Genomic DNA, 24,163 nt, shown 5'->3' with positions numbered 1-24,163 from the left:
GTGACGCGTGGGCGGCGCTCACCGGCGAGTACGTCTACAAGCGGGTCGCGTTCGTGCTCGACTCGAAGGTGGTCAGCGCACCCGTCGTGCAGCAGGGCCCGCAGCAGGGTGGTCGCACCCAGATCTCCGGCAACTTCACCGCCACGTCGGCGAAGGAACTGGCGAACACGCTGAAGTACGGCTCGCTGCCGCTGTCGTTCCAGACTTCCGAGGCCGAGACGGTCTCCGCGACGCTGGGTCTGTCCTCGCTGAAGGCGGGCCTGCTCGCCGGTGCCGTCGGCCTGCTCGTGGTGCTGCTCTACTGCCTGACCTATTACCGGATGCTCGGTTTCGTCACCGGTCTGTCGCTGGTGGCCTCCGGATTCGCGGTCTACGGCATCATGGTGCTGCTCGGGCGCTGGATCGGATTCACGCTCGACCTCGCCGGTATCGCGGGTCTGATCATCGGTATCGGTATGACCGCCGACTCGTTCGTGGTGTTCTTCGAACGCATCAAGGACGAGATGCGCGAGGGGCGCAGTTTCCGTTCCGCCGCTCCGCGCGGCTGGCAGCGCGCCCGCCGGACCATCCTGTCCGGCAACGCCGTCAGTTTCATCGCCGCGGCCGTGCTGTACATCCTGGCCGTCGGACAGGTGAAGGGCTTCGCGTTCACCCTCGGCCTCACCACGATCCTCGACGTGGTCGTGGTGTTCCTGGTCACCTCGCCGCTGGTGCTGCTCGCCTCGCGGACGGCGTTCTGGTCCAAGCCGTCGGTGAACGGCCTCGGCGCGATCCAGCAGGTCGCCCGCGAGCGGAAGGCGGCCGAGGCCGCCCTCGGGAAGGCGTGAGGACGATGACCAACAGCCACACCACCCACTCACTCGACAAGACGAGCGCCACCGAGATCACCGACGTGTTCGCCGCGGTCGGCGACCCGCAGCCGCCCAAGCACGGCTTCTTCAACCGCCTCTACACCGGCACCGGCGCGATCGACGTCATCGGCAAACGCCGGATGTGGTACCTCATCACCGCCGCGATCGTGCTCGTCTCGCTGGGCAGCATCATCTTCCGCGGCTTCAACTTCGGCATCGACTTCGAGGGCGGTTCGCGCATCCAGTTCCCGGCGGGGAACGCGACCACCAGCGCGGTGGAGGACGTCTACCGGGGCGCGATCGGCACCGACCCGGTCTCGGTGCAGACCGTCGGCACCGGCGGATCGGCCACCATGCTGATCCGGTCCGAGGCGCTGAACCAGAAGCAGGTGGAGGCGCTCAACAGCGCGCTGTTCACCCAGTTCCAGCCGAAGGACAAGTCCGGCAATCCGAGCCGGGCCGCGATCAGCACCTCCGACGTCAGCGAGACCTGGGGCAGCCAGATCACGCGCAAGGCGATCATCGCGCTCGCGGTCTTCCTCGTGCTCGTCGCGGTCTACATCGCGATCCGCTTCGAGACGCACATGGCCATCGCGGCGCTGGCGGCGCTGTTCTTCGACGTCACCGTCACCGCGGGGGTGTACTCGCTCGTCGGGTTCGAGGTCACTCCGGCGACCGTGATCGGCATCCTGACCATTCTCGGCTTCTCGCTCTACGACTCGGTCGTCGTGTTCGACAAGGTGGAGGAGAACACCCACGGTATTCTGCACCTGACTCGGCGCACCTATGGCGAACAGGCCAACCTCGCGGTGAACCAGACGCTCATGCGCTCGATCAACACCGCCTTGATCGGTATCCTGCCGATCGTCGGGCTGATGGTGGTCGCGGTGTGGATGCTGGGCGTCGGCACCCTGAAGGACCTGGCGCTGGTGCAGCTGGTCGGTCTGCTGGTCGGCACGTACTCCTCGATCTTCTTCGCGACCCCGCTGTTGGTCTCGATCAAGGAACGCTGGGGTCCGGTGGCGGCGCACACGAAGAAGGTCCTGGCCAAGCGGGCCGGTGCGGCGAGCGCCCGTGCGGGTGTGGCGGCCGAGCGCCGGGCGAGCATGGCGGCGGGGCGGGATCACGAGCCGCGCAAGCAGCGCGCGGCCGGGCAGGCGCCGCGACCCGGTGCGCGCCCGAGCGGCAAACGGCACAAGAGGCGGAACTGACACCAGGCAAGGGGTTTCATGCGACAGCCACGCAGTGCGGTACGACTGATCGGAGCGCTCGCTGCGGGGACGCTGGCCGCCGGGCTGATGGTCGGCTGCTCCAGCAAGAATCAGGTGCCCTCCATCGGTTACGCGACCGACGCCACCATCGCCACCTATAACGGCGCGAGCACGCTCGGGGCGAGTTCCGGGTCCGCCGCGGTGTTCTCCCGGGTACTCACCGGCTTCTTCTACACCGGGCCGGACGGCCAGCAGGTCGCCGACACCGACTTCGGGACCGCCAAGGAAGTGCCGGGCGAGTCGCAGACCATCCAATACCGCCTCAACCCCGACGGCGTGTACTCCGACGGGGTGCCGACCTCCTGCGACGATCTGGTACTGGCTTGGGCCGCCCGCAGCGGGCGGTTCACCAAGCCCGGTGACCGGGGCCCCGTTCCGCTTTTCGACGCAGCGAGCACCAGCGGCTACGACGCCATCGAGCGGGTCGACTGTCAGCCCGGTTCGCGGGATGCCACGGTGGTGTTCCGGCCGGGGCGGCGGTACCTGCCGTGGCGCAATCTGTTCACGGCGGGTGAGTTGATGCCCGCGCACGTCGCGGCGCAAGTGGCGAACGTGCCCAACGTCGTGTCTGCGTTGCAGACCGGCGATCCGAACGCCCTCGGCAGGATCGCGGAGTTCTGGAACACCGGATGGACCATCCCGGCCGACGGACGACTGGACCTGTCGCGGTTCCCTTCGTCGGGGCCCTATCGCATCGAGTCCTTCGGCAGCGAGGACGGTTTGGTGCTGGTCGCCAACGAGCGCTGGTGGGGCAACAAGCCGGCGACGGGGCGGATCGTCGTGTGGCCCAAGACCTTCGACTTGAAGAAGAAGGTCGGCGACAACGCCGTCGGCGTGCTCGACATCGGCGCGCACTCGGTGAAAGACCTGAACCTGAACGGTTTCTCGGTGCAGACCGTGCCGGGCCGCGGCGCCGAGCAGCTGGCGCTGTCCACCGGCGGGGTGTTCGCCTCGGTCGAGGCGCGCCGCGCGTTCGCGCTGTGCCTGCCGCGCCAGACGCTGTTCGACAAGCTCGGCAAGGTACCGGACGCGCCCAAGACCGGGCTCGGCTCGGGGCCGCTGAACGCGCACATCGTGCAACAGGACGCCTTGCTCTACCCTGCGGTCATCAGCGGGGCGAACAAGTATTCCGGCGGCGACGTGGCGAACGCCACCAGGGCCGTCGCCGCCTCCGGTGCGCCGAACCCCACCGTCCGGATCGGCTACCTGGGTCCGGACGACCGGCGCGCGCAGACCGTCGCCATGATCGCCGAGGCCTGCAAACCGGCGGGCATCACCGTGGTGGACGCCGGATCGCCCGATTTCACTCCGGCACGGCTCACCGAGGGCAAGGTCGACGCCGTCCTGGGTAGCACCGCGTCGACCCCCGGCCCGGCGGGCTCGCTCGCGGGAGTGGCCGCGACCAGCGCGTTGCGCACCGGTAGCGGTCTCAATTTCGGACGGTACGGCAACGGCCGTTACGATGCGATCACCGATCAGCTCGGGGCCGACGACAGCGCGGCCGCACAGCTGAATCTGCTCACCGAGGCGGAGAACCTGTTGTGGGCGGAGCTGCCGAGCATTCCGTTGTTCGCCACCCCGCGCACGATCGCCTTCGGCAAGGGGCTGCGCAACGGGATCGCCGCTCCCAACCAGGCCGGAACCGGCTGGAACATGGACCGGTGGGTGCTCGAGCGGTGACAGACGGTGTGGGTGATGTGACCATGGAGAGGTGTCGATGAGCAAGCACGCGGCGATCGAGTCCGAGGATGTAGCCGCCGAACGGACCACCAGAGCTGCCGAGATGGTCGACCGTTTGACCCGTTGGCACGACGACTTCCCCACAGCCGGTGTACGTTTCGCGGATCTCACCCCCGTCTTCGCCGATGCCGAGGGCTTCCGGGCCGTGGTCGACTGCCTGGCCGCGTGCGCACCCGACGCCGATCTGGTGGCCGGCGTCGATGCCCGTGGCTTCCTGCTCGGCGCCGGTGTCGCCGCGTCCCTCGGCACCGGCGTGCTCGCCGTCCGCAAGGCGGGCAAGCTGCCCCCGCCGGTGATCAGCCGGGAGTACAGCCTCGAATACGGCACCGCCGCGCTGGAGATTCCCGCGGACGGCGTCGACCTGACCGGCCGTCGCGTTCTGTTGCTGGACGACGTACTCGCCACCGGCGGCACTCTCGCCGCGGCGGCGGAACTGTTCAAGCAGGCAGGCGCCGAAGTGGCCGCGGCCGCGGTGGTGCTGGAACTCGGCTTCCTCGGCGGGCGTGCCCGGCAGGGCGACTACCCGCTGACCTCGATCGTCAAGCTCTGAGCTGACGCAGGCTGCGTGCGGAAGCCGCTCGCCGCCGAAATCTGTTCCGGTACGGATCCAGTGGGACCCGGAACGCGATCTCGTGCGTCGGCCGCTGGCGTACCGCTCCGTGCAAGTGGGCCTGGGCGGCGTCGCCGTCGGGCATTACCTCGACGGCTGGATCATCGGGATCCGCGATGTCACCGGGGAGGCGCGCCAGCTGCGACAGCTGGTAGCCGAAGGGAAGCTGGAAGCGGCGACTCGGGCACTGCCCGAAGAGCGCCCTTATCCGCTGCCCGCGTCCGTCGCCGCCGTCATCGGCGCGTCTGCTCCATACGACGTGTGATCTGAATCGCACTGGCGCAGCGGCCGGAGTTGTGCTTAACCTGTACAGGTCGTATTCCCGTTGATCGGAGTTCTGCCGTTGCTCATTTGAGGTAGCCACCGTGCGGCCCGCATTCGCGCGCCGTGTCTCGTCGCAACCTCTGGGAGCTGGCATGACCAATCTGTCTTTTTCCGATCTCACTTTCGGCTGGCCGGACGGTACTCCCGTCTTCGAGGGGCTCGACGCCGTTCTCGGCCCCGGTCACATCGGCTTGGTCGGCGGAAACGGTGCGGGCAAATCCACCTTGTTGCGGTTGATCGCCGGAGAGCTGAAACCCGTTCGGGGGTCCGTCACGGTCACCGGGCATCTCGGGTATCTGCGCCAAGACCTCGGTCTGGGCGCGGGGCAGCGGGTCGACGCGGTGCTCGGCATCGGTCAGGTGCGAAAAGCGTTGCACCGCATCGAATCCGGGCTGGGGAGCGAGGCCGACTTCGATCTGGTCGGCAACCAGTGGGATGTCGAGGAGCGGGCGTTGGCGTTGCTCGCCCGGCTCGGCCTGCACTACGTCGCCGACTCGGTGGAACATCTCGATCGCACGCTCGACACCCTCTCCGGCGGCGAGACGGTACTGCTCGGACTGGTCGCCGAGTTGCTCGCCGAGCCGGAGGTACTGCTGCTGGACGAACCGACGAACAACTTGGATCGGGTGGCTCGCGCGCGGCTCTACGAGGTGATCGGTCAGTTCTCCGGCACGGTGCTCACGGTCAGCCACGACCGTGCGCTGCTGGAACGGATGACGACCATCGCCGAGCTGCGCCACGGCGAACTCCGGTTGTTCGGCGGCAATTTCAGCGAGTACGAGCGGATCGTCGCCGCCGAGCAGGAGGCGGCCCGTGCCGCGATCCGGGACGCGCGCAGCGATGTCCGCAAGCAGGCTCGCGAACTCGTCGAGGCGCGCATCAAGCTGGACCGCAGGCAGCGGTACGGGCAGAAGATGTGGGACCAGAAGCGGGAGCCCAAAATCGTGATGGGCGAGCGCAAACGGCAGGCGCAGGTGTCCGCGGGCAAGCTGCGCAACAACCACATCGAAAAGCTCGACACCGCCAAGGAACAGCTCGAGCATGCCAAGGAGCTGTTGCGCGACGATCGGGAGATCCGGGTCGAGCTGCCCGATACGCGGCTGTACCCGGGCCAGGACGTCATCGAGCTGGACGGAGTCGAGCTGGCGTGCGGGCCGAGGGTGACGTTGCGGGTGTCCGGTCCGGAGCGGATCGCGTTGACCGGCCGCAACGGCATCGGCAAGACGACGCTGCTGCGGCGGATCGCCGAGGAGGGGCCGAAGGTGCCGTGGCGGATGCTGCCACAGCGGTTGGACGTGTTCGACGAGCGGCGGTCGGTATTCGAGAATGTCGCCGCCACGGCGCCGCACGCGTCCGCGGAGCGGATCCGGGCGCAGCTGGCCCGCTTCCTGTTCCGCGGCGCGGACGCCGATGTCGCGGCCGCGGCGCTGTCCGGCGGTGAACGGTTGCGCGCGGCGCTGGCGATGCTGCTGCTCGCCGACCCGGCGCCGCGCCTGCTGCTGCTCGACGAGCCGACCAACAACCTCGACCTGCCCAGCCTCGAGCACCTCACCCAGGCACTGGCCGGCTTCGAGGGCGCGCTGATCGTGGTCAGTCACGATCCGCGGTTCCTCGACGACATCGGGGTCACCCGTCGCCTGGAACTCACGGCGGAGGGATTGGCGGAGACGCTGCTGACCTGACCCGCTACCTGGGCACCACATCGTCGTCCCCCGCTCCGTGTGGTGTTATGCGGCCCGGGCTGCCCGTCGGATGACGCCGGGATTTCTGACCAGGCCGGCTGCCAGTCGCACCGCGAGATAGGTGAGCGTCGACCACGGACGCAGGTGCGGCTGCAACGTGTGGATGCGACCCTGCTCGTCGAGCCGCAGCACCAGCGCTTCGGTCAGCCGGAACGGCCCGATCATGGCTTCGGCCAGCAGGACACGGCGCGCGCCGTCGCCGATCTCCTCGGTCCACCGCAAGTTCCTCAGACTGCCGTACGCGGCGGAGAGCAGTACGCGCAGGTCGTCCCGGCCGCGGAAGACCAGTCGGCCCGACAGCGGTGAAATCAATTCGGCATCGGGTGCGAGCACCCGTGTCAGCGCAGCCATGTCGCCGCTTTCGGTCGCGGATCGAAACTCGGTGATGGCGTCGGACATGGTGGTCAACCCCTTCGCTCGTCGTTGGGTCCGAACCTAGTTCAAGTCACTTGCAAAAAGCAATGGACTAGACTGGGCACATGCCCAAGGCCGCTTTCTCCGACATCGTTTGCTCGATCGCGCGCACGGTCGACGCGATCGGCGAGCGCTGGACGCCGTTGATCCTGCGCGATCTGTTCGTCGGCCTGACCCGTTTCGAGGATCTGCGTCGCGATCTCGGCATCGCTTCCAATGTGCTCGCCGCTCGTCTGGAGGTGCTGCGTGAGCACGGCATCGTGGAAAAGCGGGCGTATCAATCGAATCCGGCCCGCTACGAGTATCTGCTCACCGAACGTGGCCGTGATCTGTATCCGGTCCTCGCGATGCTGCTCACCTGGGGTGACAAATGGCTCGCGGGCGCGGAAGGTCCGCCCGCCGTAGTGGTCCATCGCGAGTGCGGGCGCCGAACGTCCGGCGTGGTGGTGTGCCGGAAGTGCGGTGGGCCGCTCACCGCGGACAATGTCCGGTGGCTTTCCGGACCCGGTGGCAGGCAAGGGCCGGGAACGATGCTGATCGGGGGAGTGCTCGAAGTCGCGGACGCCGCGGACTGACCGAAGTCCTGTGCGCCCGAATGCCGCCGCTGTTCAGGTGACCGGCGGCTCGGGAACTGGAGGGGCCCGCGCTGGGCCGCAACGCCCGGTCGGACGCCTGGGGTTCGACCCTTGACCTTCTTGTTTTGGTCAAATAGACTAAAACAAAGAAGGGATGTGATCGCATGGGATATGGACACTGGGACGACTCCGCCTACCGCGCGGCCAAGACCTTCCGTGCCGCCCGCGGCATAGACGACTTCGGCTACACCGCCGACATGCGAGCCGAGCCGCACGCCGACTGGCGCGTGCATCCGATGCTCGATCCGCTCGGGGTCACGGCGCGCGAATGCCGGGATTCCGCCGACCATGCCAACTCGCTGCCGATCGCGGTGCTGTTCGACGTCACCGGATCGATGGGCCGGGTGCCGCGGATCATGCAGGACAAACTGGGCACCTTGCACGGTCTGTTGCGGCGCAAGGGCTATGCGGACGATCCGCAGATCCTGTTCGGCGCGATCGGTGACGCGGACACCGACCGCGTGCCGCTACAGGTGGGACAGTTCGAGTCCGACAACCGGATGGACGAGCAGTTGCGCGCCATCTTCCTGGAGGGCGGCGGCGGTGGGCAGAAATCCGAAAGCTATGAACTGGCCGGCTATTTCCTGGCGACGCACATCGCGACCGACGCGTGGGAGAAGCGGCGCAAGAAGGGCTACCTGTTCCTGATCGGCGACGAACTGAACAAACCGCGGCTGGCCTCCCGGCACATCCGCGCGATCATCGGCGACAGTGTGCGACAGGACATCTCGGTGGAATCGATATACCGTGAGCTCGCCGAACGATGGCACGTGCACTACATCCTGCCCGATCAGTCGAGCTACTTCCGGGACCCGGAGATCGCCGAACACTGGCGCGAGCTGCTCGGACAGAACTTCCTCCGCCTGGACGACCCTGCCGCGGTGTGCGAACTCATCGCGTTGACCATCGGATTGGCGGAGGGACGCGTCGACCTGGCCGGTGGGCTGGCGGATCTGCGCGATGTCGGTTCCGTGGCCGAAGCCGTGTCGGTCGGCAAAGCGCTCGGCGTCGACGATGTGCGACCACGGGCCTTGCCGCGTGGCCGCGGCTGAGATCGGCTGGGGCTCTGTGATGTACGGCTCGCACATCATCGTCGTGGATCTCGGTTTCGGGGACGCGGGCAAAGGAGCGACGGTCGACTGGCTGTGCGCAACCGAGTCGGGATTCGACGTCTCCGCCGTGGTTCGGTTCAACGGTGGGGCGCAGGCGGCGCACAACGTGGTAGCCGAAGGGTGGCATCACACGTTCGCGCAATTCGGCTCGGGGACGTTCGCGGGCGTGCCGACGCTGCTGTCGCGGCACATGCTGGTCGAGCCGATCGCGCTGGCCGCGGAGGCGCGCGGGCTGGCCGCGCTGGGTGTCCGGGACCCGCTGTCGTTGCTGCGGATCGACGGGCGGGCCCTGCTCACCACGCCGATCCACATCGCGGCCAACCGTGCTCGCGAAGATGCGCGGGGTTCCGCGCGGCACGGTTCGTGCGGGCGTGGCATCGGCGAGACCGCCGGGTACGCGCTCACGCATGCGGCTCCGACCGTGTCGGATTGCCTGGATCCCCTGGTGCTGCGGCGCAAGCTGCGTGCGCTGGCGGCCCACTACGGGCCGCTCATCGCGTCCAGCGGGCATCGCTACGAACCGATCGACGACCTGGTCGAGATGTATCGCGAGTTCGCCGCGGCGGTGCCGATCGTCGGGGACGGCCAGCTGGCTCGGTTCGCGCGCCGGGGCACGGTGGTGTTCGAGGGCGCCCAAGGCGTCCTGCTCGACGAGTGGCGCGGTTTCCATCCGCACACCACCTGGTCGACCGTCGAGCCGCGCAACGCGCGGGCGATGCTCGCCGAGATCGGCGCGTCCGGTTACGTGCTCGGCGTCACCCGCACCTATCAGACCCGCCACGGCGCGGGACCGTTCCCCACCGAGGATTCCGGTCTGGACCTGCCCGAACCGCACAACACCGCGGGGCATTACCAAGGCGAATTCCGTCTGGGGCATCTGGACACGATGTTGCTGCGTTACGCCATCGCTGTCTCGGGCGGCATCGACGGCCTCGCGGTCAACCACCTCGATGTGGCCGGAAGCCGGTACGCCGCAACGGGTTATACCGTAGAAGGCGTCGCCTTGGACGCGGTGCCCGTCGGCCACCGGCAGGATCTGGACCACCAGCGGGAACTGACCCGTTTGTTGACGCGCGCCGAGCCGGTCCTCGCCGAAATGCCCGATGACCCGGTGCCGTGGCTGGCCCGGACGCTCGGCGTGCCGGTGGTCCTCACCGCCGACGGCCCCGGCCGCCGTCACCGCACCCGCATGGCGTATCCGGTCGCGGCGTGAATGGTCGCGGACACGTCTGCGGTGTACCGCGAGGAGGGGTCCGCGTACTACGCGGCCGGTCGGGCAGGATGGACGGCTGTGGAGCAGTCCGTTGTGTCGGTGGATGTGGTGGCGTTGCGGTTCTGGGACGAGGACGGCGACGTCCGCTTCGGGATCGCGCCACGCGCGATGGAACCGTTCGCGGGGCAGTTGGCCCTGCCGGGTGTGCTGCTGGGGCGAGGGGAGCGGCTGGCCGTCGCGGCACGGCGAGCCGTGCACACCAAATTGGGCGTCCCCGAGGCCGCCATCGGGGCGGTGGGGCAGTTGGTGACCTTCGACGAGCCGAATCGCGACCCACGCGGGCCGACGCTCTCGATCGCGATGTGGGCGGTGGTGGGGCCGCACGAGGGCCCGGCGCGGTGGACCGGGTTCGACGAGGCGCCCGAGTTGGCGTTCGACCACAATCGCATCGTCGGCGTGGCCCGCGGTGTCCTGACCGGGTTGCTGTGGAAGGACCTGACCTTCACCCGCGCCCTCCTCGGCGCCGAGTTCCCCGCGACCAGAGCGGTGGATGCCGCCACGGCGCTGTCGGGAGCCCGTCCCGATGCCGCGAACCTGAACCGAACGCTTGCGGCCATTCCGGGCCTGACACGCACCGCCGAACGGCGTCGTGTCAAAGCGACCGGGCGGCCCGCCGCAGTGTGGGCGTTCGGCACACCGGAGTGAGTCCGCTCGGCCCTCATTCCCTGTGGGTGTGGATTCGGCCTCCCGAGCTGTCGAGGCGATATCCCGCTCAGCTACGCGGCGCGTACATGATGACGACGACTCCGACGAGGCAGATCGCCGCGCCCAGGTAATCCCAGCGGTCGGGGCGGAACTTGTCCACCAGCATGCCCCAGGCCAGCGAGCCCGCGACGAAGACACCGCCGTACGCGGCCAGGATGCGGCCGAAGTTCGGGTCCGGCTGGAAGGTGGCGACGAAGCCGTAGGCGCCGAGCGCGAGCACGCCCGCGGCGATCCAGACGACGCCGCGCTGTTCCCGCCAGCCCTGCCACACCAGCCAGGCGCCGCCGATCTCGGCCAACGCGGCGAGGGCGAACAGCAGCAGGGAACGGGCGACGATCATGGCGGGGACGGTACTTGCCCGCGCGCCGCCGGACGACGCGAGGCGGGGCGAACCTCGTAGACGGCGTAGCTGCGCCGCAGCACGGGGTGGGAGACGTTGCGCACCGGCACGCCGCCCTGGGTGCAGCCGGATTCCGTGCCGCTGTGGGCATGTCCGTGGACGGCGAGCACCGCCGCGCCCGCGTCGATCGCCTCGGCCAGATCATGGCAGCCGAGCCCTGGGTAGATATTCGTCGGCTCTCCCGCCAACGTATCGATGACGGGGGCGAAATGCGTGAGCGCGATGCGTGTTTCGCAGTCGATCCGTTCGAGCGCCCGGCGCAACCGAAGCGCGTCGACCGGGCCGCGGCGCATGCGGGCGCGGTGTTCGGCGGATCCCTCGTCCGGTGTGCCGGGATAGCCGGGGAAGCCGCCGCTGCCACCCATGACTCCGGCGACGCCCAGCTGAATTCCTTTGATCCCGAGAGTGATCGCGCTGCCGTCGAGCACATGGACGCCGAGCGCGGCGAGCTGTGCCGCGATCACATCGCCCGATCCGTCGTCGTGGTCGTGATTGCCGAGCACGGCGACCACCGGCACCGGAAGGCCCTCGAGTTCCGCGCACAGCAGATCCGATTGCGAGCGCGTACCGCCATCGGTGAGATCGCCTGCCAGCAAGAGGATGTCGGCAGCTTCGGCCAAGCGAAGCAGATCCGGACGGAAACGTCCGGCCACGGCCGCGCGCAGGTGCAGGTCGCCGACGGCCGCGACGCGAAGGCATTCAGCGGTGCGCGCTGCGGTCACAATGGTGAGCCAGCCATATCGGCGGAGGTCGTGTCAAGGGGCGGTGTGAGGCTCGGGGCGTGGTGGCCGGCAGTTCAAGGGCTGTTCAGTGAGGCTACGGGCAGTATGGCGCCCGATGAAACGTCCATGAACACTGCCGCGGCAGGCTATCGCGCGCGCCGGTCGGTCCCGCATGGTCGCGATATGAGCCGAGCGCAACTGCTGCCGAAAGTCGTTGCCGTCGCGGCGGCCGTGTTCCTTCCGCTGTCCGTCGCGGCCGGAGTGGCCCAAGGGCAGGCGCCCGCGGCCAAGGTGGTCGTGATCGGCTTGGACGGCCTGATGTACGGCAAGATCGAGCAGGCGCAGGCGCCGAATCTGCTGCGGCTCAGCGGCGAGGGCTTGCTGAGCCGTTCGTCCATCGCCCCGCACATCACGATCTCCGGTCCGTCCTGGGCCACCGTGCTGACCGGCGTGTGGGATCGCAAGCACGGCATCACGAACAACCAGTTCACCGCGACGCCCTTCGAGCGGTACCCGACGGTGTTCACCCGACTCGAACGGGCTCGGCCCGCGTCGAAGACCCAGTCCATCGCCACCTGGGACCAGATCGCCACGATGACCGGCAGCGGCAGCCCACGCGCCGACGTCGTCGTCTCCACCGCGCCCGTGCCGGACGATCCGGACGAGTCCCGCACCGACGCCGCCACCGCCGACGCCGTGGTGGCCGCGATCGGGAAGTTCGCGCCCGACCTGCTGTTCACCCACCTGGACCAGGTGGACCACGCCGGTCACGACGCGGGCGGCGCCTCGCGCGCCTACCTCGACGCCGTGACTCGCATCGATGTCCTGGTCGGCCGCATCGTCGCCGCCGTGGACGCCCGCGCCGCCGCCCATCCCGCCGAGCGGTGGACCGTTCTCGTCACCGCCGACCACGGCCACACCCCCGGAGGCGGGCACGGCGGACAGTCCCCGGACGAGACGACCAACTTCGTCATCGCTCGCGGCCCGGACTTCCGGCCCGGCGCCACCAGCACCCGAGCGACCCTGGTCGACATCACCCCGACCGTGCTCGACCTGCTCGACGTCGCCCCCTCCGCCGATTTCGACGGCCGTTCGCTTCGTTCCGAGCCGGGCTCCGACCGGACGCCGTTCGCCGGATCCCAGCCCGCCGCCATTCGCTGACCGTGCCTGTTCCCGCATCGACTCGTACGGTTGCGGTATCTCGGTGCCAGGAGCTTCGCAAGATCGCCTCATCGAGGTAAAAGCGCTGGTCGAAGCCGGTGGCGCGATCTGCCGACAGCAGCGCATCCGCGGGGAGGCGGCCGAGTCCCGCCTACGGTGCATGTCCGGAATGCGACGGTCGGAAAGGGCAGGCGGGACCGCTTCGCACCTGCTCCGGTCACCCGTCCCGACAACCCGGCGCGCGTCCTTCGTCAGCAGATCGGACGTGGGTGCTTCGCCCGGACTAAAGTTGGTGGTCCGGGAGGTTGCACCGGTCGGATAGGGTGGTCCGATCGAGGCGCGGAGAGGTGGTGGCATGACTCAGCATCTGGGCGAGGCGAAGGTCGAGCAATCGACGTCGGGCCCGCGGCCGAACGGTGCGGGCGCCACCGACGCCGCGCAGTCCCCGAAGCCGCCCGCGCAGGCCGACGCGACGCCGCCGCGCCAGCCCGGCGCGTCTTCCGCCGTTCCGACCTCGGCTTCGCGCCGGGTGCGCGCCCGCTTGGCCCGCCGCATGACCGGACAGCGCGGCATCGCGGCGGTCAAGCCGGTGCTGGAGCCGCTGGCCACCGTGCACCGCGAGTTGTACCCGAAGGCGAACCTGACGCTACTGCAGCGCGCGTTCGACGTCGCCGACGAGCGCCACAAGCATCAGTTCCGCAAATCGGGCGACCCGTACATCACCCATCCGCTCGCCGTGGCGAACATCCTCGCCGAACTCGGCATGGATACCACCACGCTGGTGGCCGCGCTGCTGCACGACACGGTCGAGGACACCGGCTACAGCCTCGAACAGCTCACCCAGGACTTCGGCTCCGAGGTCGCCCACCTCGTCGACGGCGTCACCAAGCTGGACAAGGTCAACCTGGGCGCGGCCGCCGAGGCGGAGAACGATCCGCAAGATGATCATCGCGATGGCCCGCGACCCGCGCGTGCTGGTGATCAAGGTGGCCGACCGGTTGCACAACATGCGCACCATGCGTTTCCTGCCGCCGGAGAAGCAGGCCAAGAAGGCCAAGGAGACGCTGGAAGTCATCGCGCCGCTCGCCCATCGCCTCGGCATGGCGACGGTGAAGTGGGAGCTGGAGGACCTCGCCTTCGCGATCCTGCACCCGAAGAAATACGACGAGATCGTCCGGCTGGTCGCCGACCGCGCGCCCTCGCGCGACACCTACCTGGCGAAGGTGCGCGCCGAGATCGTCAACACGCTCGCCGCCTCCCGGATCAACGCGATCGTCGAAGGCCGTCCGAAGCACTACTGGTCGATCTATCAGAAGATGATCGTCAAGGGTAAGGACTTCGACGACATCCACGACCTGGTCGGCATCCGCATCCTGTGCGACGAGGTGCGCGACTGCTACGCGGCCGTCGGCGTGGTGCACTCGCTGTGGCAACCCATGGCGGGCCGGTTCAAGGACTACATCGCCCAGCCGCGCTACGGCGTCTACCAGTCGTTGCACACCACCGTGGTCGGTCCGGACGGCAAGCCGCTGGAAGTGCAGATTCGCACCCAGGACATGCACCGCACCGCGGAGTTCGGCATCGCCGCGCATTGGCGCTACAAGGAGACCAGGGGCAAACACTCCAACGACACCGCCGAGGTCGACGACATGGCGTGGATGCGCCAGCTGTTGGATTGGCAGCGTGAGGCCGCCGACCCGGCCGAGTTCCTGGAGTCGCTGCGCTTCGACCTGAAATCGCCGGAAATCTTCGTGTTCACGCCGAAGGGCGACGTGATCACGCTGCCGCAGAAGTCGACGCCGGTGGACTTCGCCTACGCCGTGCACACCGAGGTGGGGCACCGCTGCATCGGGGCGAGGGTGAACGGACGCCTGGTCGCGCTGGAGCGTCAGCTGGAGAACGGCGAGGTCGTCGAGGTGTTCACCTCGAAGGCGCAGAACGCGGGCCCCAGCCGCGACTGGCAGAACTTCGTGGTGTCCGCGCGCGCCAAGGCCAAGATTCGCCAATGGTTCGCCAAGGAGCGTCGCGAGGAGGCGCTGGAGAGCGGCAAGGAGCAGATCTCCAAGGAGGTCCGCCGCGTCGGGCTGCCGCTGCAACGGCTGATGAGCGTCGACGCGATGACCGCGGTCGCCCACGAACTGCACTACACCGACATCTCCACGCTCTACACCGCCGTCGGCGAGCACCAGGTCTCCGCGCACCACGTGGTGCAGCGGCTGATGGCGCAGCTCGGCGGCATCGGCGACGTGGAGAACGAGCTGGCCGAGCGCTCCACCCCGTCGACGACGCCGAGCAGGCAACGGGTCACCGGTGACGCGGGCGTGCTGATCCCCGGCGCTCCCGGCACGGTCGCCAAGCTGGCGAAATGCTGTACCCCGGTGCCCGGCGACGAGATCATGGGCTTCGTGACCCGCGGTGGCGCGGTGAGCGTGCACCGCACCGACTGCACCAACGCCGGTTCGCTGCGCGAGCAGTCCGAACGGATCATCGACGTGTCCTGGGCGCCGTCGCCGTCCTCGGTGTTCCTGGTCGCCATCCAGATCGAGGCGCTCGATCGCACGCGGCTGCTGTCGGACGTGACCAAGGTGCTGGCCGACGAGAAGGTCAACATCCTGTCCGCTTCGGTGGCCACGCACGGCGACCGGGTGGCGATCAGCAAGTTCACCTTCGAGATGGGCGATCCGAAACACCTGGGGCACTTGCTGAATGTGGTGCGCAACGTGGAGGGCGTCTACGACGTCTACCGCGTCACCTCCGCGGCGTGATCCGCCTACCTTTCCGGTAGCTGTCAATTAGCTCCAACGGCAAGAGTTTTCGCCTGCCCGCAACTCGGCTCCAGGGGTTGCCATTCGGGGCGCGTTGCCGGAAACTTGTCGGACCCTTCCCCGGAACGCGCCACCGCGTGTCGCGTTCATCTCGGTGTGTCCTGGAAGATTTCCGTCGATGCGGCAGTAATAGCCGGAATCTGTTACCGTCTATTGCGTTTCATGGCGTTGAGGTAGCTGCGGCAGACGACTTGATTGCGGATCGCTATGACTGGATACTCGGCAAGACTCGCGGGGATGCTGGTAGCACTCGCCGTGGCTGTGGCGACCGCCGGGGTCGCCGCGGCGGAGCCGCCGGATCCCGCGGGTCCGTCCACCCGGATTCGCCTCGCCACCTGTCCCGCTCTGTACGCCTTGGGAATTCAAGGCACCGGTGAATCGTCGCCGGACGCGGCGCCTACCACCGACACCGGCATGCTCTCCACCGTTTTCCGCCCGATGATGGCGAAAGCTCCGGACACCGGACTCGTCGATCGGGCCTACGTGCCATACGAATCCGGCTTCGGCGGTGTGACAGCCGGTGGGGCGGTGCCCTATTCGGAATCGGTGGCAGGCGGCCTCGCCCGCCTGCGCGGTATGGCGGGGACCGTCGCCGACGCCTGCCCGAACAGCCGCTTCGCGGTAGTCGGCTACTCGCAGGGCGCGCACGTCGCCTCGATGTTCGCTCAGGAGATCGGCCAGGGCCGCGGTGTGCTGCCCGCCGAAAAGGTCGCCGCGGTCGCGTTGTTCGGCGACCCGACGCGCAATCCCGGTGCGCCGCTGTTTCCCGGCGCGCCCGGCAAGGCGACGCCGGACCCGGTGCCGGGCACCTCGGGCGACCGGCTGGCGTCCATCGCCGCGCTGCCGCAGGCGCCCGCCACCGGCGGCGGCATCGGCCCGGAACGGGACAAGGCCGCGAATTTCGGGGCGCTCACCGGCCGGGTGGCGAGTTTCTGCGCGGCGGGCGATCTCGCCTGCGACGCCCCGGACGGCGCGCCGATCCTGAGGGCGGTCGCCAACGTGGCGGGCCAGTCCAAGCTCAGCGGCGGCGACCCGATCGCCTCGCTGGTGTCGATCGCGCAGGCGCTGGCGTTCACCTCCATCAAGACCGCGACCGAAGTGGTCACCGACGACATCCAGGGCAATTCGCTGGCGAGCCTGTCGATCTCGCCGCGGAAGTCGATCTCACAGCGCCTCGCCGACGCTTCGGATCCACGCACGCCGCTGAATCTGCCCGCCGCGCTACAGGCGCTGCTGAAAGTCGGCATGATCGGCTTGAACTCGGTGATCGCGGTGGTCCGGACGGTGATCGCCCCGGCGAACATCGCCGAACTCGCCACGGCGGGCCTGGCGAATCCGCCCGCCGCTCTGCTGTCGTTGGGTGTGAAACTGCTCGGCGCCATTCCCCAGCTGATCCCGCCGACCACCGGCGTGCGTCTGATCACCCAGGCGTTCGACGCGGTGGTGCAGAACATCACCGACAACAGCGAGTTGCTGAACACGACCACCTGGGTGCGCTACTGGGACACCGTGCAGCGCCACACCGCCTACAGCAGCGCGACCGTCTCGGCGAACGGCGCGGCTCCCACCCAGTTCGTCGCCGACTGGTTCGCGGCGCTCGCTCGCGACATCGCCGACGCCTTCGGCAGCAAGGCCGAGCCGAGGGCGGTGCCGGAGAAACAGCCGACCGGATTCTTCGGGGACGGCTCCGGCGCGTCTCCCACGCCGAGTTCGTCCGGTACGGGACAATTTCCGTTCGGGACAGGAGCCGATGGCGCCTCATCCAGCGGCGTGACGTCGATTCCGCCCACCGACCGAACCGGCACACCCAACACCTACCCGTTCTCCACGAACTGATCGCCGAGAGGGTCCGACGATGCGATACTGCGTGCCCTGCTCTGCGGGAATGGGGGAATGTTGAAGTCGTACAAACAGCTTTCCCGCTGGTACGGCGCTCTGGAGCCGGAGGCGGGCGCGCCGGAGGCGAGCAAGCCGGATGAGGCGAACACCATCGTCCCTGCGGACGACGACACGCCGTCGCGCTATCCGGACTACATCCGCGACGACGCCGAGCCCTGGCGGCGCAAGCCCGAGGAGGTCCCGTCGGATCTGCCCGCGCAGCGCAGCGAATTCACCGGCGGATGGTCGGACTGGGTGGTGACGGGCCGTGCGCCGGGTCCCGACGACGACTACGTCGCGCCGCGGCAGGCCGGTCCCGCGCACTTCCCGTGGGCCGACGACGAGCACGAGCCGGTCGAGCAGCCGCGTCCCGCTGTCTCGCGCGCGCTGCGGCAAGCCGCCCGCGCCCACCCGGCCGTGCGCCGGGCCCGGCTGTTGCTCATCGCGATCGCGGCGGTGGTGGTCATCGCCGTCACCGCCGTCGTCGTGCTGCTGCTGCTGCGTTCGGCCGCCGATCGCGCCGCGCTGCCCAAGGACTCGCACATGTCCGCGTCGGTGCAGCTCACCGTCGGAAGCGTGCACGCGGCCGGCGATCCGCGCGCGGTGAGCGCGGGCGCCTGCCCGACCGAGCGCAGTGACGCGATCGTGCGCAGCGCGGAGCCGGGTGGCACGGGCTCCGGACCGGACGCGGTGCTGTCGTTCCAGTACGCGTACTACGTCGAACGTTCGGGGGAACGCGCCCGCACGGCCGTCGCCCCCGATGCCGACGTCCAGCCCGCCTGGGTCATCCAGCGGGGCATCGACTCCGTCCCGATCGGCACGACGCACTGCGTGCGGATCGTGACGGTCGCGGACAACCGGTATTCGGTGGAGGTCACCGAATACCGGCCCGGCGGCGCGCCCGCCACGTACAACAGGCAGACGGTCACCACCGCGGTGATCGACGGCCGCACCCTGATCACGGGTATCACGGCCGGATAGGAGAGCAGAGGCGATGGGAGAGGACTGGAGCCGCTGGCTCGACGAAGCGCCCGGAGACGGCGCGACGTCGAGCCGGCCGGTGCGTTCCAAGGCTCCGGTGGTGCGGTTGCGGCGCAAGGGTGACGGCTCCGAGGCGGATCGTCCGGCGCAGCGGCCGATCCTGGTGGTCGGTGGGTGCGGTGGTGCGGGTACCACCACGACGGCATTGGGTTTGGCGGGCGAGCTCGGCACCGGGGGCACACCGACCGTCGCGGTGGACGCCACCTCGGCGGGCAGCGATCTCGCGCTGCGCGGCGCGGACGAGCATCTGCACCCGATCAGTTTGCAGTCCTGGTTGTACGGACGCGGTGACGACGAGCCGGCGCCGTTGAAAGAGTGCCTGTCGCGAGCGACCTCGGGCATCGGCCTGCTGTGGCGCGACGCCGCGCCGCTGCGCAGGCGTGCGACCTATCTCACGGTCGCTCGCGCGGTGCGCGACGCCGGATACACCGCCGTCTACGACGGGGGGCATCCGATTGCCGCTCGGCAACTGCTTCCCTTGCTCGATGACGCGGATGTCGCTCTGGTGCTTGCCATCCCGGCGCGCACCGACGCCGCCAACCGGCTGCGGGTCGCCCTGGAATGGCTCGACGACCAGTTCGGCGACGCCGAGCAGGGGCATGGCGGCGGCATCGTCGGCGACACCACCATCGTCGTCTCGCACCAGTATCCTGGCGACGACTCCCGGGTAGCGGATCATTTGCGCGAGCACCTGTCCGGCTGGGTCCGCGATATCAGGGAGATTCCCTACGATCCGCATCTGGCCCGCGGTGAACTCGTGCGGCACGCCTCGTTGGCCGCCGAGACGCGCCGGGCGTATGGGCGCCTGCTCGCCGGGGTGGCATCATGACCGCCGCCATGATTTTTCCGCGTCAGCCCGACCCCGCGCCCGCCGGTGTGATCGCCCCGCCGGAGTCCCGCCGTGCCGCCATCTGGGACCGCCCCGTGCCGGGCGTCGGCCGTGCGCCGCTGGTCTGGCTGCTGGGTGTGCACGGCGGAGCGGGAGCCAGTACCCTCGCGCATGTGCTTGCGCCCGCGGCGGATTCGGGCCGCCGCTGGCCCGGCGTCTTCGACCGCGAAAGTCCGTTCGTCGTCCTCGTCGCCAGGGAGACCATCGCCGGTCTGTCCCGCGCGCACGACCTTCTGCGCCAACATCTTTCGGGTTTCGCCGGTCCCTCCGACGTACTGGGACTGATCACCGTCGCCGCCCGGCCGGGCCGGATGGCTCCCGAGATCCGGCGCTACCGCGACGTGGTCGGCTCCCTGGCCGGACAGGTGTGGCAGGTGCCGTGGTACGAGGAGTGGACGCTGGTCGAACCGGAGCAGCTGCCGGTGTGGTCGCCCGGCGACCCGGTGCCACCCAGGAAACGCAAGCTCGATCTGCTGGAGGAAGTCCCGCTCGATGTCCGGGAGCTCGGCGCCGACATCGTGGCGGCCGCTCGGACGGCACTGGAGGAGGCCAGCTACGACCGCGGGTCACCGGATCTCCGCAAGCCGTCCGATGAGTGAACGTCCGCATCGCATCGGCGACCACCACCCACTATTCGAGAAAGGCACCCGATGAGCACGCTCCTCCTCGCCGTGCAGGACACGTACGGCACCGTACTCGCGCAAGTCGGTAATCCGACGCCCGAGGCGCCGCCTGGCTCGGAGAAGATCCTGCAGCTGGTGCGCTATCTCACCTGGTTCGTGCTGCTGTCCGGCATCTGCGGCATCGTCTACGCGGGCGGCAAGTTCGCCTGGGAGAAGTGGACCGGTGGCGGTCTGGAGTCGCCGAAGATGGTGGCGGGCGCGATGATCGGCGGCGTGGTCGCCACCAGCGCGGGCACCATCATGAACGCGGTCATCGGGACCTGATGCCGACGATGGGTACCGTACACGTGCTCGCGGCCGGATCGCTGGCCTACAAGCAGATGCCCGCCGACGTTCTCGCACCGCTGATGCAGCTGCTGAACTGGCTGCTGTGGTTCGTCCTTCTGGTGTGCCTGGCCTGGATGATCGTCTCCGCGGGGAAACTGTGGCTGGTCTTTCGCAGTGACCTGGCCATGAACGATGCCTCGCACGGCGTGCTGATGAGCCTCCTCGGTGCGATAGTGGCGAGCACGGCGTCGGGGATCGCCCTGGCGTTCCTGCCCGCGTGAGCCGCCGGAGCGGGACGGGGACGACGCGGGAATGACTTCGACAGTATTGCGGCCGGCGGACTCCGCGGCGCTGCGGCGTGACATCCGCCGCCCCGCGGCGGGAGTCGTCGGCGCCGCGCTGCTGTTCGCGGCGGTCGGCTGCGGCGGCGGCGCGGATTCGGTGGGGCCGGACCTCTCGGCCGCTCCCACCGATGTGCGGTGGCAGCCGTTCCAAGGGGTGCCGCTGCCGCACACCGGCCAGGGGCCGCGGTCGACGGCCGACGGCGCGGCGACCGGTTTCGAGCACTCGCCGCGCGGCGCGGCCATCGCCGCGCTGACCCACTCGGTGCGGCTGGCGGTGGCCGCCGATACACAGTGGGCGAAAGTGGCCGCAGCGGAGCTGGTTCCGGGACCGGCCAAGGACGAGTGGGCGATCAACCGGGTACAGCTGTCGATCACCGGCCCGGCGGGCCCGGAGTTCGCGCCCCGTCTGCTCGGCTACAAGATCACGGGCTATACCGAGTCGCGGTCCACGGTCGACGTGTACACCGAGTACTCCGACCGATCGAAGGCGGTGCATCACACGGCCGTGGAGTGGTTCGGCGAGGACTGGAGATTGCGGCTGCCGGATCCGGATTCGACTGTGCGACCCATGGATTCGATCGACGCATTACCTACCGACATCGTGAAAGTGGAGGCACCGACGTGAGCGACAGGGAGTCGTACGCGCGCGACCGTGTCTCCTTCGGGATCGTCGCCTCCGCCGCCGTGCTGGCGCTCATCGTGGTGGTCGGGATCTTCGTTTTCGTCAGCCGTGACGACGATCCGGTCGAAGGCGCGCCCGCCGTCACCGAAGGCTCCGGCGGCACCGGTTTCGCGAGCCCCGAGGTGGACATCCTCGGCAGGCGTGTCGACATCCCGAACAACGCTGCCGGGCAACCACTTCCGCAGGATCCGTCCCGCCAGCGCAAGCCCAGCGACGCGGACTGGCTGACCGCGGCGCCGGAGGGCACCGCCGAACCGCACGGCTGGCAGCGGGTGTACGGCGCGTCGGTCCCGTTCTCCACCTCCGACGGGCCGACGCGCATCGAAGACGACCTGGCCGTCGGGTACTCGCACACCCCCCAGGGCGCGGTGCTGGCCGCGGCGCAGATCACTTACCGGCTCAACGCTCGTCCCGCCGACCGCGACCTGTACGTGCGCCAGGTACGGGTCTCCGCCCAGCAGATCGCCGCCTACGACAAGGCGCTGGCCGACGACCGGCTGCCGCGGCAGCAGCCGGAGAAGGTGACCCGCTACTTCGTGGCCTCGGACGCGTTCAAGGTGGACGACTACGCCGACGATCTCGCCATCGTCCGGCTGGCCACCCGGGGACCGGTGATCGACGGAAAACAACTGTGGGCGGCGACGCGTCTGGCCATGGTGTGGGACGCGGGCGATTGGCGCCTCAAGCCCGTGACCACCAGCAACCCGCAGACCGAGTACATCGAGTCGCTGCAGGGGTGGACGAGGTGGTGAACCGTAGGAGGTCTTTCGATCACATGCCGCCCGCCGTGCTGGGCGCGGGTGCGGTACTGGCCGTGGCGGTGGTAGCGGTCGTCACCGTGTTCGCTGTCCGGGACGACGCGCCGCCCGGCCAGGGGTCGCGGCCGACCACGGCATCGGCCGATCCTTCCGGTGCGCCTGCTCCGGGGCCGTCCTTCGCCGGCTCGGGTAAGGACTCGTTCGGGCATCGTTTCGATATTCCGAAAGATCCGGCCGGACAACCTCTTTCACAGTCCGGTGCGCCACGGACGCCGACCGACCCGGAGTGGCAGAGCGGCGCGCCGGGCGGGACGAACCAGCCGGGCGGGTGGCAGCAGGTGTACGGCGGCCCGGTCGTTCCGTTCTCGACGACCGACGGTCCCGCGCGCATCGACAACGGCGTACCTTCCGGATTCGCCAAGACCCCGCAGGGCGCCGCGCTGGCCGCCGAGCAGATCTACTGGCGGACCGTGGCCCGACCGACCGACCACACGCTGTGGCAGCAGTTGGTGATCCTCGCGCCGGAGGAGCTCGCCGAACGGGACCGCAAGATCGCCGACGGCAAGGTGCCCGACGTCTTGCCGGAGAGCGTCAAACCGCTGCTGTACGCGTCCGACGCATTCCGAATCGAAAGCTATGGTGACGATTTCGCTGTTGTTCGTGTCGCCCGTAAGACCCGTGAGTTCCTGCACGGCGGGCGAAGTTGGGTGGCCATGAGACTCAACGTGGTATGGCGTGACGGTGGCTGGAGATTGAAGTCGTCCGCGGGCGACGCGCAGCCGCTCGAAACGATCGGCTCGATCGATGGGTGGACACAATGGTGAGGCGGCTAGTCACAATTCTCGCGGTCATCTTCACAGTGATGATCGCGACTCCGACCGTGGCCTACGGCCAGACGTACGGCTTCGACGATACGTGCAACGAGATCCACGACAGCCTCGACGGCCTCGGACTGCCCGGCTTCACCCTCGGTGACGCCGCGTCCGCCGCGTGCAAGGCGGGCAATGCCGCCTCGCATCCCGGCCAGGCGGCGACGGCGGTGAAGGACAAGGCCTGGGATTCCACCTTCGGCAAGGTGGTCGATTCGCTGATGAACGGTCTCGGCGAGGCCATCATCCTGGCGTTGACCTTCTGGATGAAGGTGCCCAACGAGGCGGCCAGCGATTCCGGTTCGCTGTTCACCAAGATCAACGACTACACCTATCAAGCGCAGATCCTGCTGTTGATAGCGTCGGTGATCCTGTCCGGGGCGCGATTGGCCGAAGCCAGACGCGGGGCCGCGATGAACGAAGCGGCCGAATCGTTCCGGATGTTCACCCGCGTCGTGTTCAGCTCCTGGATGCTGGGCGCGGTGATCGTCGCGGGCACCCAGGCATCGGACCGCTTCGCGGAGTGGATCATCAACGACTCGACCAACGGCAATGCCAAGGACCTCGCCGAGCTGATGGTGAAAACCAGCAAGCTGCAAGCCTTTTCGCCCGGCTTGGTGCTGATCATCGCGATCGTGGGCCTGCTCGGCGCGCTCGCGCAGATCGTGCTCGCCATCGTCCGGCAGGGACTGCTGGTGATCGCGGCCGGTGTGCTCCCGCTCGCGGCGGCGGCCTCCGGCATGAACATCGGCAAGCAGTCCTATCAGAAGCTCATCGGCTGGATCATCGCCTTCATGCTGTGGAAACCGGTGGCGGCGATCGTCTACATGATCGCGTTCACCACGGCGGGCCACGTCGACTCGCTCACCCCGACCAGCGGCCTGCCCGACGGCGAGCAGGCGCAGCGCATGCTGGTCGCGATCGTGCTGTTGTGCAGCGTGGCATTCGTTTTGCCCGCGCTCATGCG

The 24,163-nt window shown here is 68.8% G+C and carries 24 protein-coding genes and 1 pseudogene; 22 read left to right on the top strand and 3 right to left on the bottom strand.

The genetic code is table 11. The annotated features are described in order from the left end of the window. From secD to ON21_RS16920, 6 genes are all read left to right on the top strand, one after another. On the top strand, positions 1-827 hold an 827-nt coding region (secD, locus tag ON21_RS16945), incomplete at its 5' end, for a protein translocase subunit SecD (RefSeq protein WP_039799047.1). Between the two features lie 5 nt (positions 828-832). Beyond that, the gene (secF, locus tag ON21_RS16940; RefSeq protein ID WP_039799046.1) at positions 833-2,062 is read left to right on the top strand and encodes a protein translocase subunit SecF; all 1,230 of its coding nucleotides are present in this window, start codon (positions 833-835) and stop codon (positions 2,060-2,062) included. A gap of 18 nt (positions 2,063-2,080) precedes the next feature. After that, positions 2,081-3,802 carry an ABC transporter substrate-binding protein gene (locus ON21_RS16935; RefSeq protein ID WP_039799045.1) on the top strand — a complete coding sequence of 574 codons (1,722 nt, stop codon included), beginning with the start codon at positions 2,081-2,083 and terminating at the stop codon, positions 3,800-3,802. Between the two features lie 37 nt (positions 3,803-3,839). Further along, positions 3,840-4,412 (top strand): adenine phosphoribosyltransferase, encoded by a 573-nt coding sequence (locus tag ON21_RS16930; RefSeq protein WP_039799043.1) that lies wholly within the window; start codon positions 3,840-3,842, stop codon positions 4,410-4,412. Position 4,413: 1 nt separating this feature from the next. Then, positions 4,414-4,737: a DUF4291 family protein gene (locus ON21_RS16925; RefSeq protein ID WP_083880675.1), complete on the top strand. Its 324-nt coding sequence runs from the start codon at positions 4,414-4,416 to the stop codon at positions 4,735-4,737. 151 nt (positions 4,738-4,888) lie between these two features. Then, positions 4,889-6,478: an ABC-F family ATP-binding cassette domain-containing protein gene (locus ON21_RS16920; protein WP_039799041.1), complete on the top strand. Its 1,590-nt coding sequence runs from the start codon at positions 4,889-4,891 to the stop codon at positions 6,476-6,478. Between the two features lie 45 nt (positions 6,479-6,523). On the opposite strand, the gene ON21_RS16915 is transcribed toward ON21_RS16920, so the two are convergent. After that, the gene (locus tag ON21_RS16915; protein ID WP_039799054.1) at positions 6,524-6,889 is read right to left on the bottom strand and encodes a hypothetical protein; all 366 of its coding nucleotides are present in this window, start codon (positions 6,887-6,889) and stop codon (positions 6,524-6,526) included. A 128-nt stretch (positions 6,890-7,017) separates the two neighbouring features. Here ON21_RS16915 and ON21_RS16910 point away from each other — a divergent pair, with 128 nt between their 5' ends. The 4 genes from ON21_RS16910 to ON21_RS16895 all read left to right on the top strand — a co-directional run bounded on the left by ON21_RS16910 (position 7,018) and on the right by ON21_RS16895 (position 10,617). Next, positions 7,018-7,527 carry a winged helix-turn-helix transcriptional regulator gene (locus ON21_RS16910; RefSeq protein ID WP_039799040.1) on the top strand — a complete coding sequence of 170 codons (510 nt, stop codon included), beginning with the start codon at positions 7,018-7,020 and terminating at the stop codon, positions 7,525-7,527. A 164-nt stretch (positions 7,528-7,691) separates the two neighbouring features. Further along, positions 7,692-8,639, top strand: coding sequence for a hypothetical protein (locus ON21_RS16905; protein ID WP_039799039.1), 948 nt, complete (start codon positions 7,692-7,694; stop codon positions 8,637-8,639). A gap of 19 nt (positions 8,640-8,658) precedes the next feature. Continuing rightward, entirely contained in the window at positions 8,659-9,912 is a 1,254-nt protein-coding gene (locus tag ON21_RS16900) for an adenylosuccinate synthetase (protein WP_039799053.1), read from the top strand. Positions 9,913-9,990: 78 nt separating this feature from the next. Continuing rightward, positions 9,991-10,617 carry an NUDIX hydrolase gene (locus ON21_RS16895; RefSeq protein WP_039799052.1) on the top strand — a complete coding sequence of 209 codons (627 nt, stop codon included), beginning with the start codon at positions 9,991-9,993 and terminating at the stop codon, positions 10,615-10,617. A gap of 67 nt (positions 10,618-10,684) precedes the next feature. On the opposite strand, the gene ON21_RS16890 is transcribed toward ON21_RS16895, so the two are convergent. Both ON21_RS16890 and ON21_RS16885 read right to left on the bottom strand, forming a co-directional pair. Then, positions 10,685-11,017 carry a YnfA family protein gene (locus tag ON21_RS16890; RefSeq protein ID WP_039799038.1) on the bottom strand — a complete coding sequence of 111 codons (333 nt, stop codon included), beginning with the start codon at positions 11,015-11,017 and terminating at the stop codon, positions 10,685-10,687. Then, entirely contained in the window at positions 11,014-11,799 is a 786-nt protein-coding gene (locus ON21_RS16885; protein WP_039799037.1) for a metallophosphoesterase family protein, read from the bottom strand. Before ON21_RS16885 ends, ON21_RS16890 begins: the two co-directional genes overlap by 4 nt. Positions 11,800-11,982: 183 nt before the next feature. Here ON21_RS16885 and ON21_RS16880 point away from each other — a divergent pair, with 183 nt between their 5' ends. From ON21_RS16880 to ON21_RS16825, 12 genes and pseudogenes are all read left to right on the top strand, one after another. After that, complete coding sequence (locus tag ON21_RS16880; protein ID WP_051020887.1) at positions 11,983-12,960, top strand: alkaline phosphatase family protein; 978 nt, start codon at positions 11,983-11,985, stop codon at positions 12,958-12,960. A gap of 355 nt (positions 12,961-13,315) precedes the next feature. Further along, positions 13,316-15,725: pseudogene (locus tag ON21_RS16875) on the top strand (RelA/SpoT family protein). Between the two features lie 297 nt (positions 15,726-16,022). Further along, positions 16,023-17,621, top strand: a complete 1,599-nt coding sequence (locus ON21_RS16870) for a cutinase family protein (protein WP_083880674.1) — start codon at positions 16,023-16,025, stop codon at positions 17,619-17,621. A 57-nt stretch (positions 17,622-17,678) separates the two neighbouring features. Further along, complete coding sequence (locus ON21_RS16865) at positions 17,679-18,644, top strand: DUF8176 domain-containing protein (protein WP_039799035.1); 966 nt, start codon at positions 17,679-17,681, stop codon at positions 18,642-18,644. A 13-nt stretch (positions 18,645-18,657) separates the two neighbouring features. Continuing rightward, positions 18,658-19,533, top strand: a complete 876-nt coding sequence (locus ON21_RS16860) for a MinD/ParA family ATP-binding protein (RefSeq protein ID WP_039799034.1) — start codon at positions 18,658-18,660, stop codon at positions 19,531-19,533. Then, a complete protein-coding gene (locus tag ON21_RS16855) occupies positions 19,530-20,192 on the top strand; it encodes a DUF6668 family protein (protein ID WP_039799033.1) in 663 nt (220 codons plus the stop codon). Before ON21_RS16860 ends, ON21_RS16855 begins: the two co-directional genes overlap by 4 nt. A 51-nt stretch (positions 20,193-20,243) precedes the next feature. After that, a complete protein-coding gene (locus tag ON21_RS16850; protein WP_039799032.1) occupies positions 20,244-20,540 on the top strand; it encodes a hypothetical protein in 297 nt (98 codons plus the stop codon). An 8-nt stretch (positions 20,541-20,548) separates the two neighbouring features. Then, positions 20,549-20,824, top strand: a complete 276-nt coding sequence (locus ON21_RS16845; RefSeq protein ID WP_039799049.1) for a hypothetical protein — start codon at positions 20,549-20,551, stop codon at positions 20,822-20,824. Between the two features lie 31 nt (positions 20,825-20,855). Then, a complete protein-coding gene (locus ON21_RS16840) occupies positions 20,856-21,512 on the top strand; it encodes a DUF8175 domain-containg protein (protein WP_245562632.1) in 657 nt (218 codons plus the stop codon). Beyond that, on the top strand, positions 21,509-22,321 hold the full coding sequence (locus ON21_RS16835) for a DUF8175 domain-containg protein (protein WP_039799031.1): 813 nt from the start codon (positions 21,509-21,511) through the stop codon (positions 22,319-22,321). The genes ON21_RS16840 and ON21_RS16835 overlap by 4 nt, the downstream gene beginning before the upstream one ends. Continuing rightward, positions 22,315-23,151 (top strand): DUF8175 domain-containg protein, encoded by an 837-nt coding sequence (locus tag ON21_RS16830; RefSeq protein ID WP_218004100.1) that lies wholly within the window; start codon positions 22,315-22,317, stop codon positions 23,149-23,151. Before ON21_RS16835 ends, ON21_RS16830 begins: the two co-directional genes overlap by 7 nt. Positions 23,152-23,189: 38 nt before the next feature. After that, on the top strand, positions 23,190-24,163 hold a 974-nt coding region (locus tag ON21_RS16825), incomplete at its 3' end, for a TrbL/VirB6 family protein (RefSeq protein ID WP_245562631.1).

Source organism: Nocardia araoensis NBRC 100135, assembly GCF_000308435.1.
GTDB lineage: Bacteria > Actinomycetota > Actinomycetes > Mycobacteriales > Mycobacteriaceae > Nocardia > Nocardia araoensis.
Note: the sequence above shows the minus strand (reverse complement) of the source record. Positions and strands in the feature narration are given on the sequence as shown.

Bases quoted from the DNA above. Each gene is read 5' to 3' on its own strand.
- secF (WP_039799046.1), top strand. From the start codon at position 833: ATGACCAACAGCCACACCACCCACTCACTCGACAAGACGAGCGCCACC.
- ON21_RS16935 (WP_039799045.1), top strand. From the start codon at position 2,081: ATGCGACAGCCACGCAGTGCGGTACGACTGATCGGAGCGCTCGCTGCG.
- ON21_RS16930 (WP_039799043.1), top strand. From the start codon at position 3,840: ATGAGCAAGCACGCGGCGATCGAGTCCGAGGATGTAGCCGCCGAACGG.
- ON21_RS16920 (WP_039799041.1), top strand. From the start codon at position 4,889: ATGACCAATCTGTCTTTTTCCGATCTCACTTTCGGCTGGCCGGACGGT.
- ON21_RS16915 (WP_039799054.1), bottom strand. From the start codon at position 6,889: ATGGCTGCGCTGACACGGGTGCTCGCACCCGATGCCGAATTGATTTCA.
- ON21_RS16910 (WP_039799040.1), top strand. From the start codon at position 7,018: ATGCCCAAGGCCGCTTTCTCCGACATCGTTTGCTCGATCGCGCGCACG.
- ON21_RS16905 (WP_039799039.1), top strand. From the start codon at position 7,692: ATGGGATATGGACACTGGGACGACTCCGCCTACCGCGCGGCCAAGACC.
- ON21_RS16900 (WP_039799053.1), top strand. From the start codon at position 8,659: ATGTACGGCTCGCACATCATCGTCGTGGATCTCGGTTTCGGGGACGCG.
- ON21_RS16890 (WP_039799038.1), bottom strand. From the start codon at position 11,017: ATGATCGTCGCCCGTTCCCTGCTGCTGTTCGCCCTCGCCGCGTTGGCC.
- ON21_RS16880 (WP_051020887.1), top strand. From the start codon at position 11,983: ATGAGCCGAGCGCAACTGCTGCCGAAAGTCGTTGCCGTCGCGGCGGCC.
- ON21_RS16870 (WP_083880674.1), top strand. From the start codon at position 16,023: ATGCTGGTAGCACTCGCCGTGGCTGTGGCGACCGCCGGGGTCGCCGCG.
- ON21_RS16865 (WP_039799035.1), top strand. From the start codon at position 17,679: ATGTTGAAGTCGTACAAACAGCTTTCCCGCTGGTACGGCGCTCTGGAG.
- ON21_RS16860 (WP_039799034.1), top strand. From the start codon at position 18,658: ATGGGAGAGGACTGGAGCCGCTGGCTCGACGAAGCGCCCGGAGACGGC.
- ON21_RS16855 (WP_039799033.1), top strand. From the start codon at position 19,530: ATGACCGCCGCCATGATTTTTCCGCGTCAGCCCGACCCCGCGCCCGCC.
- ON21_RS16850 (WP_039799032.1), top strand. From the start codon at position 20,244: ATGAGCACGCTCCTCCTCGCCGTGCAGGACACGTACGGCACCGTACTC.
- ON21_RS16845 (WP_039799049.1), top strand. From the start codon at position 20,549: ATGGGTACCGTACACGTGCTCGCGGCCGGATCGCTGGCCTACAAGCAG.
- ON21_RS16840 (WP_245562632.1), top strand. From the start codon at position 20,856: ATGACTTCGACAGTATTGCGGCCGGCGGACTCCGCGGCGCTGCGGCGT.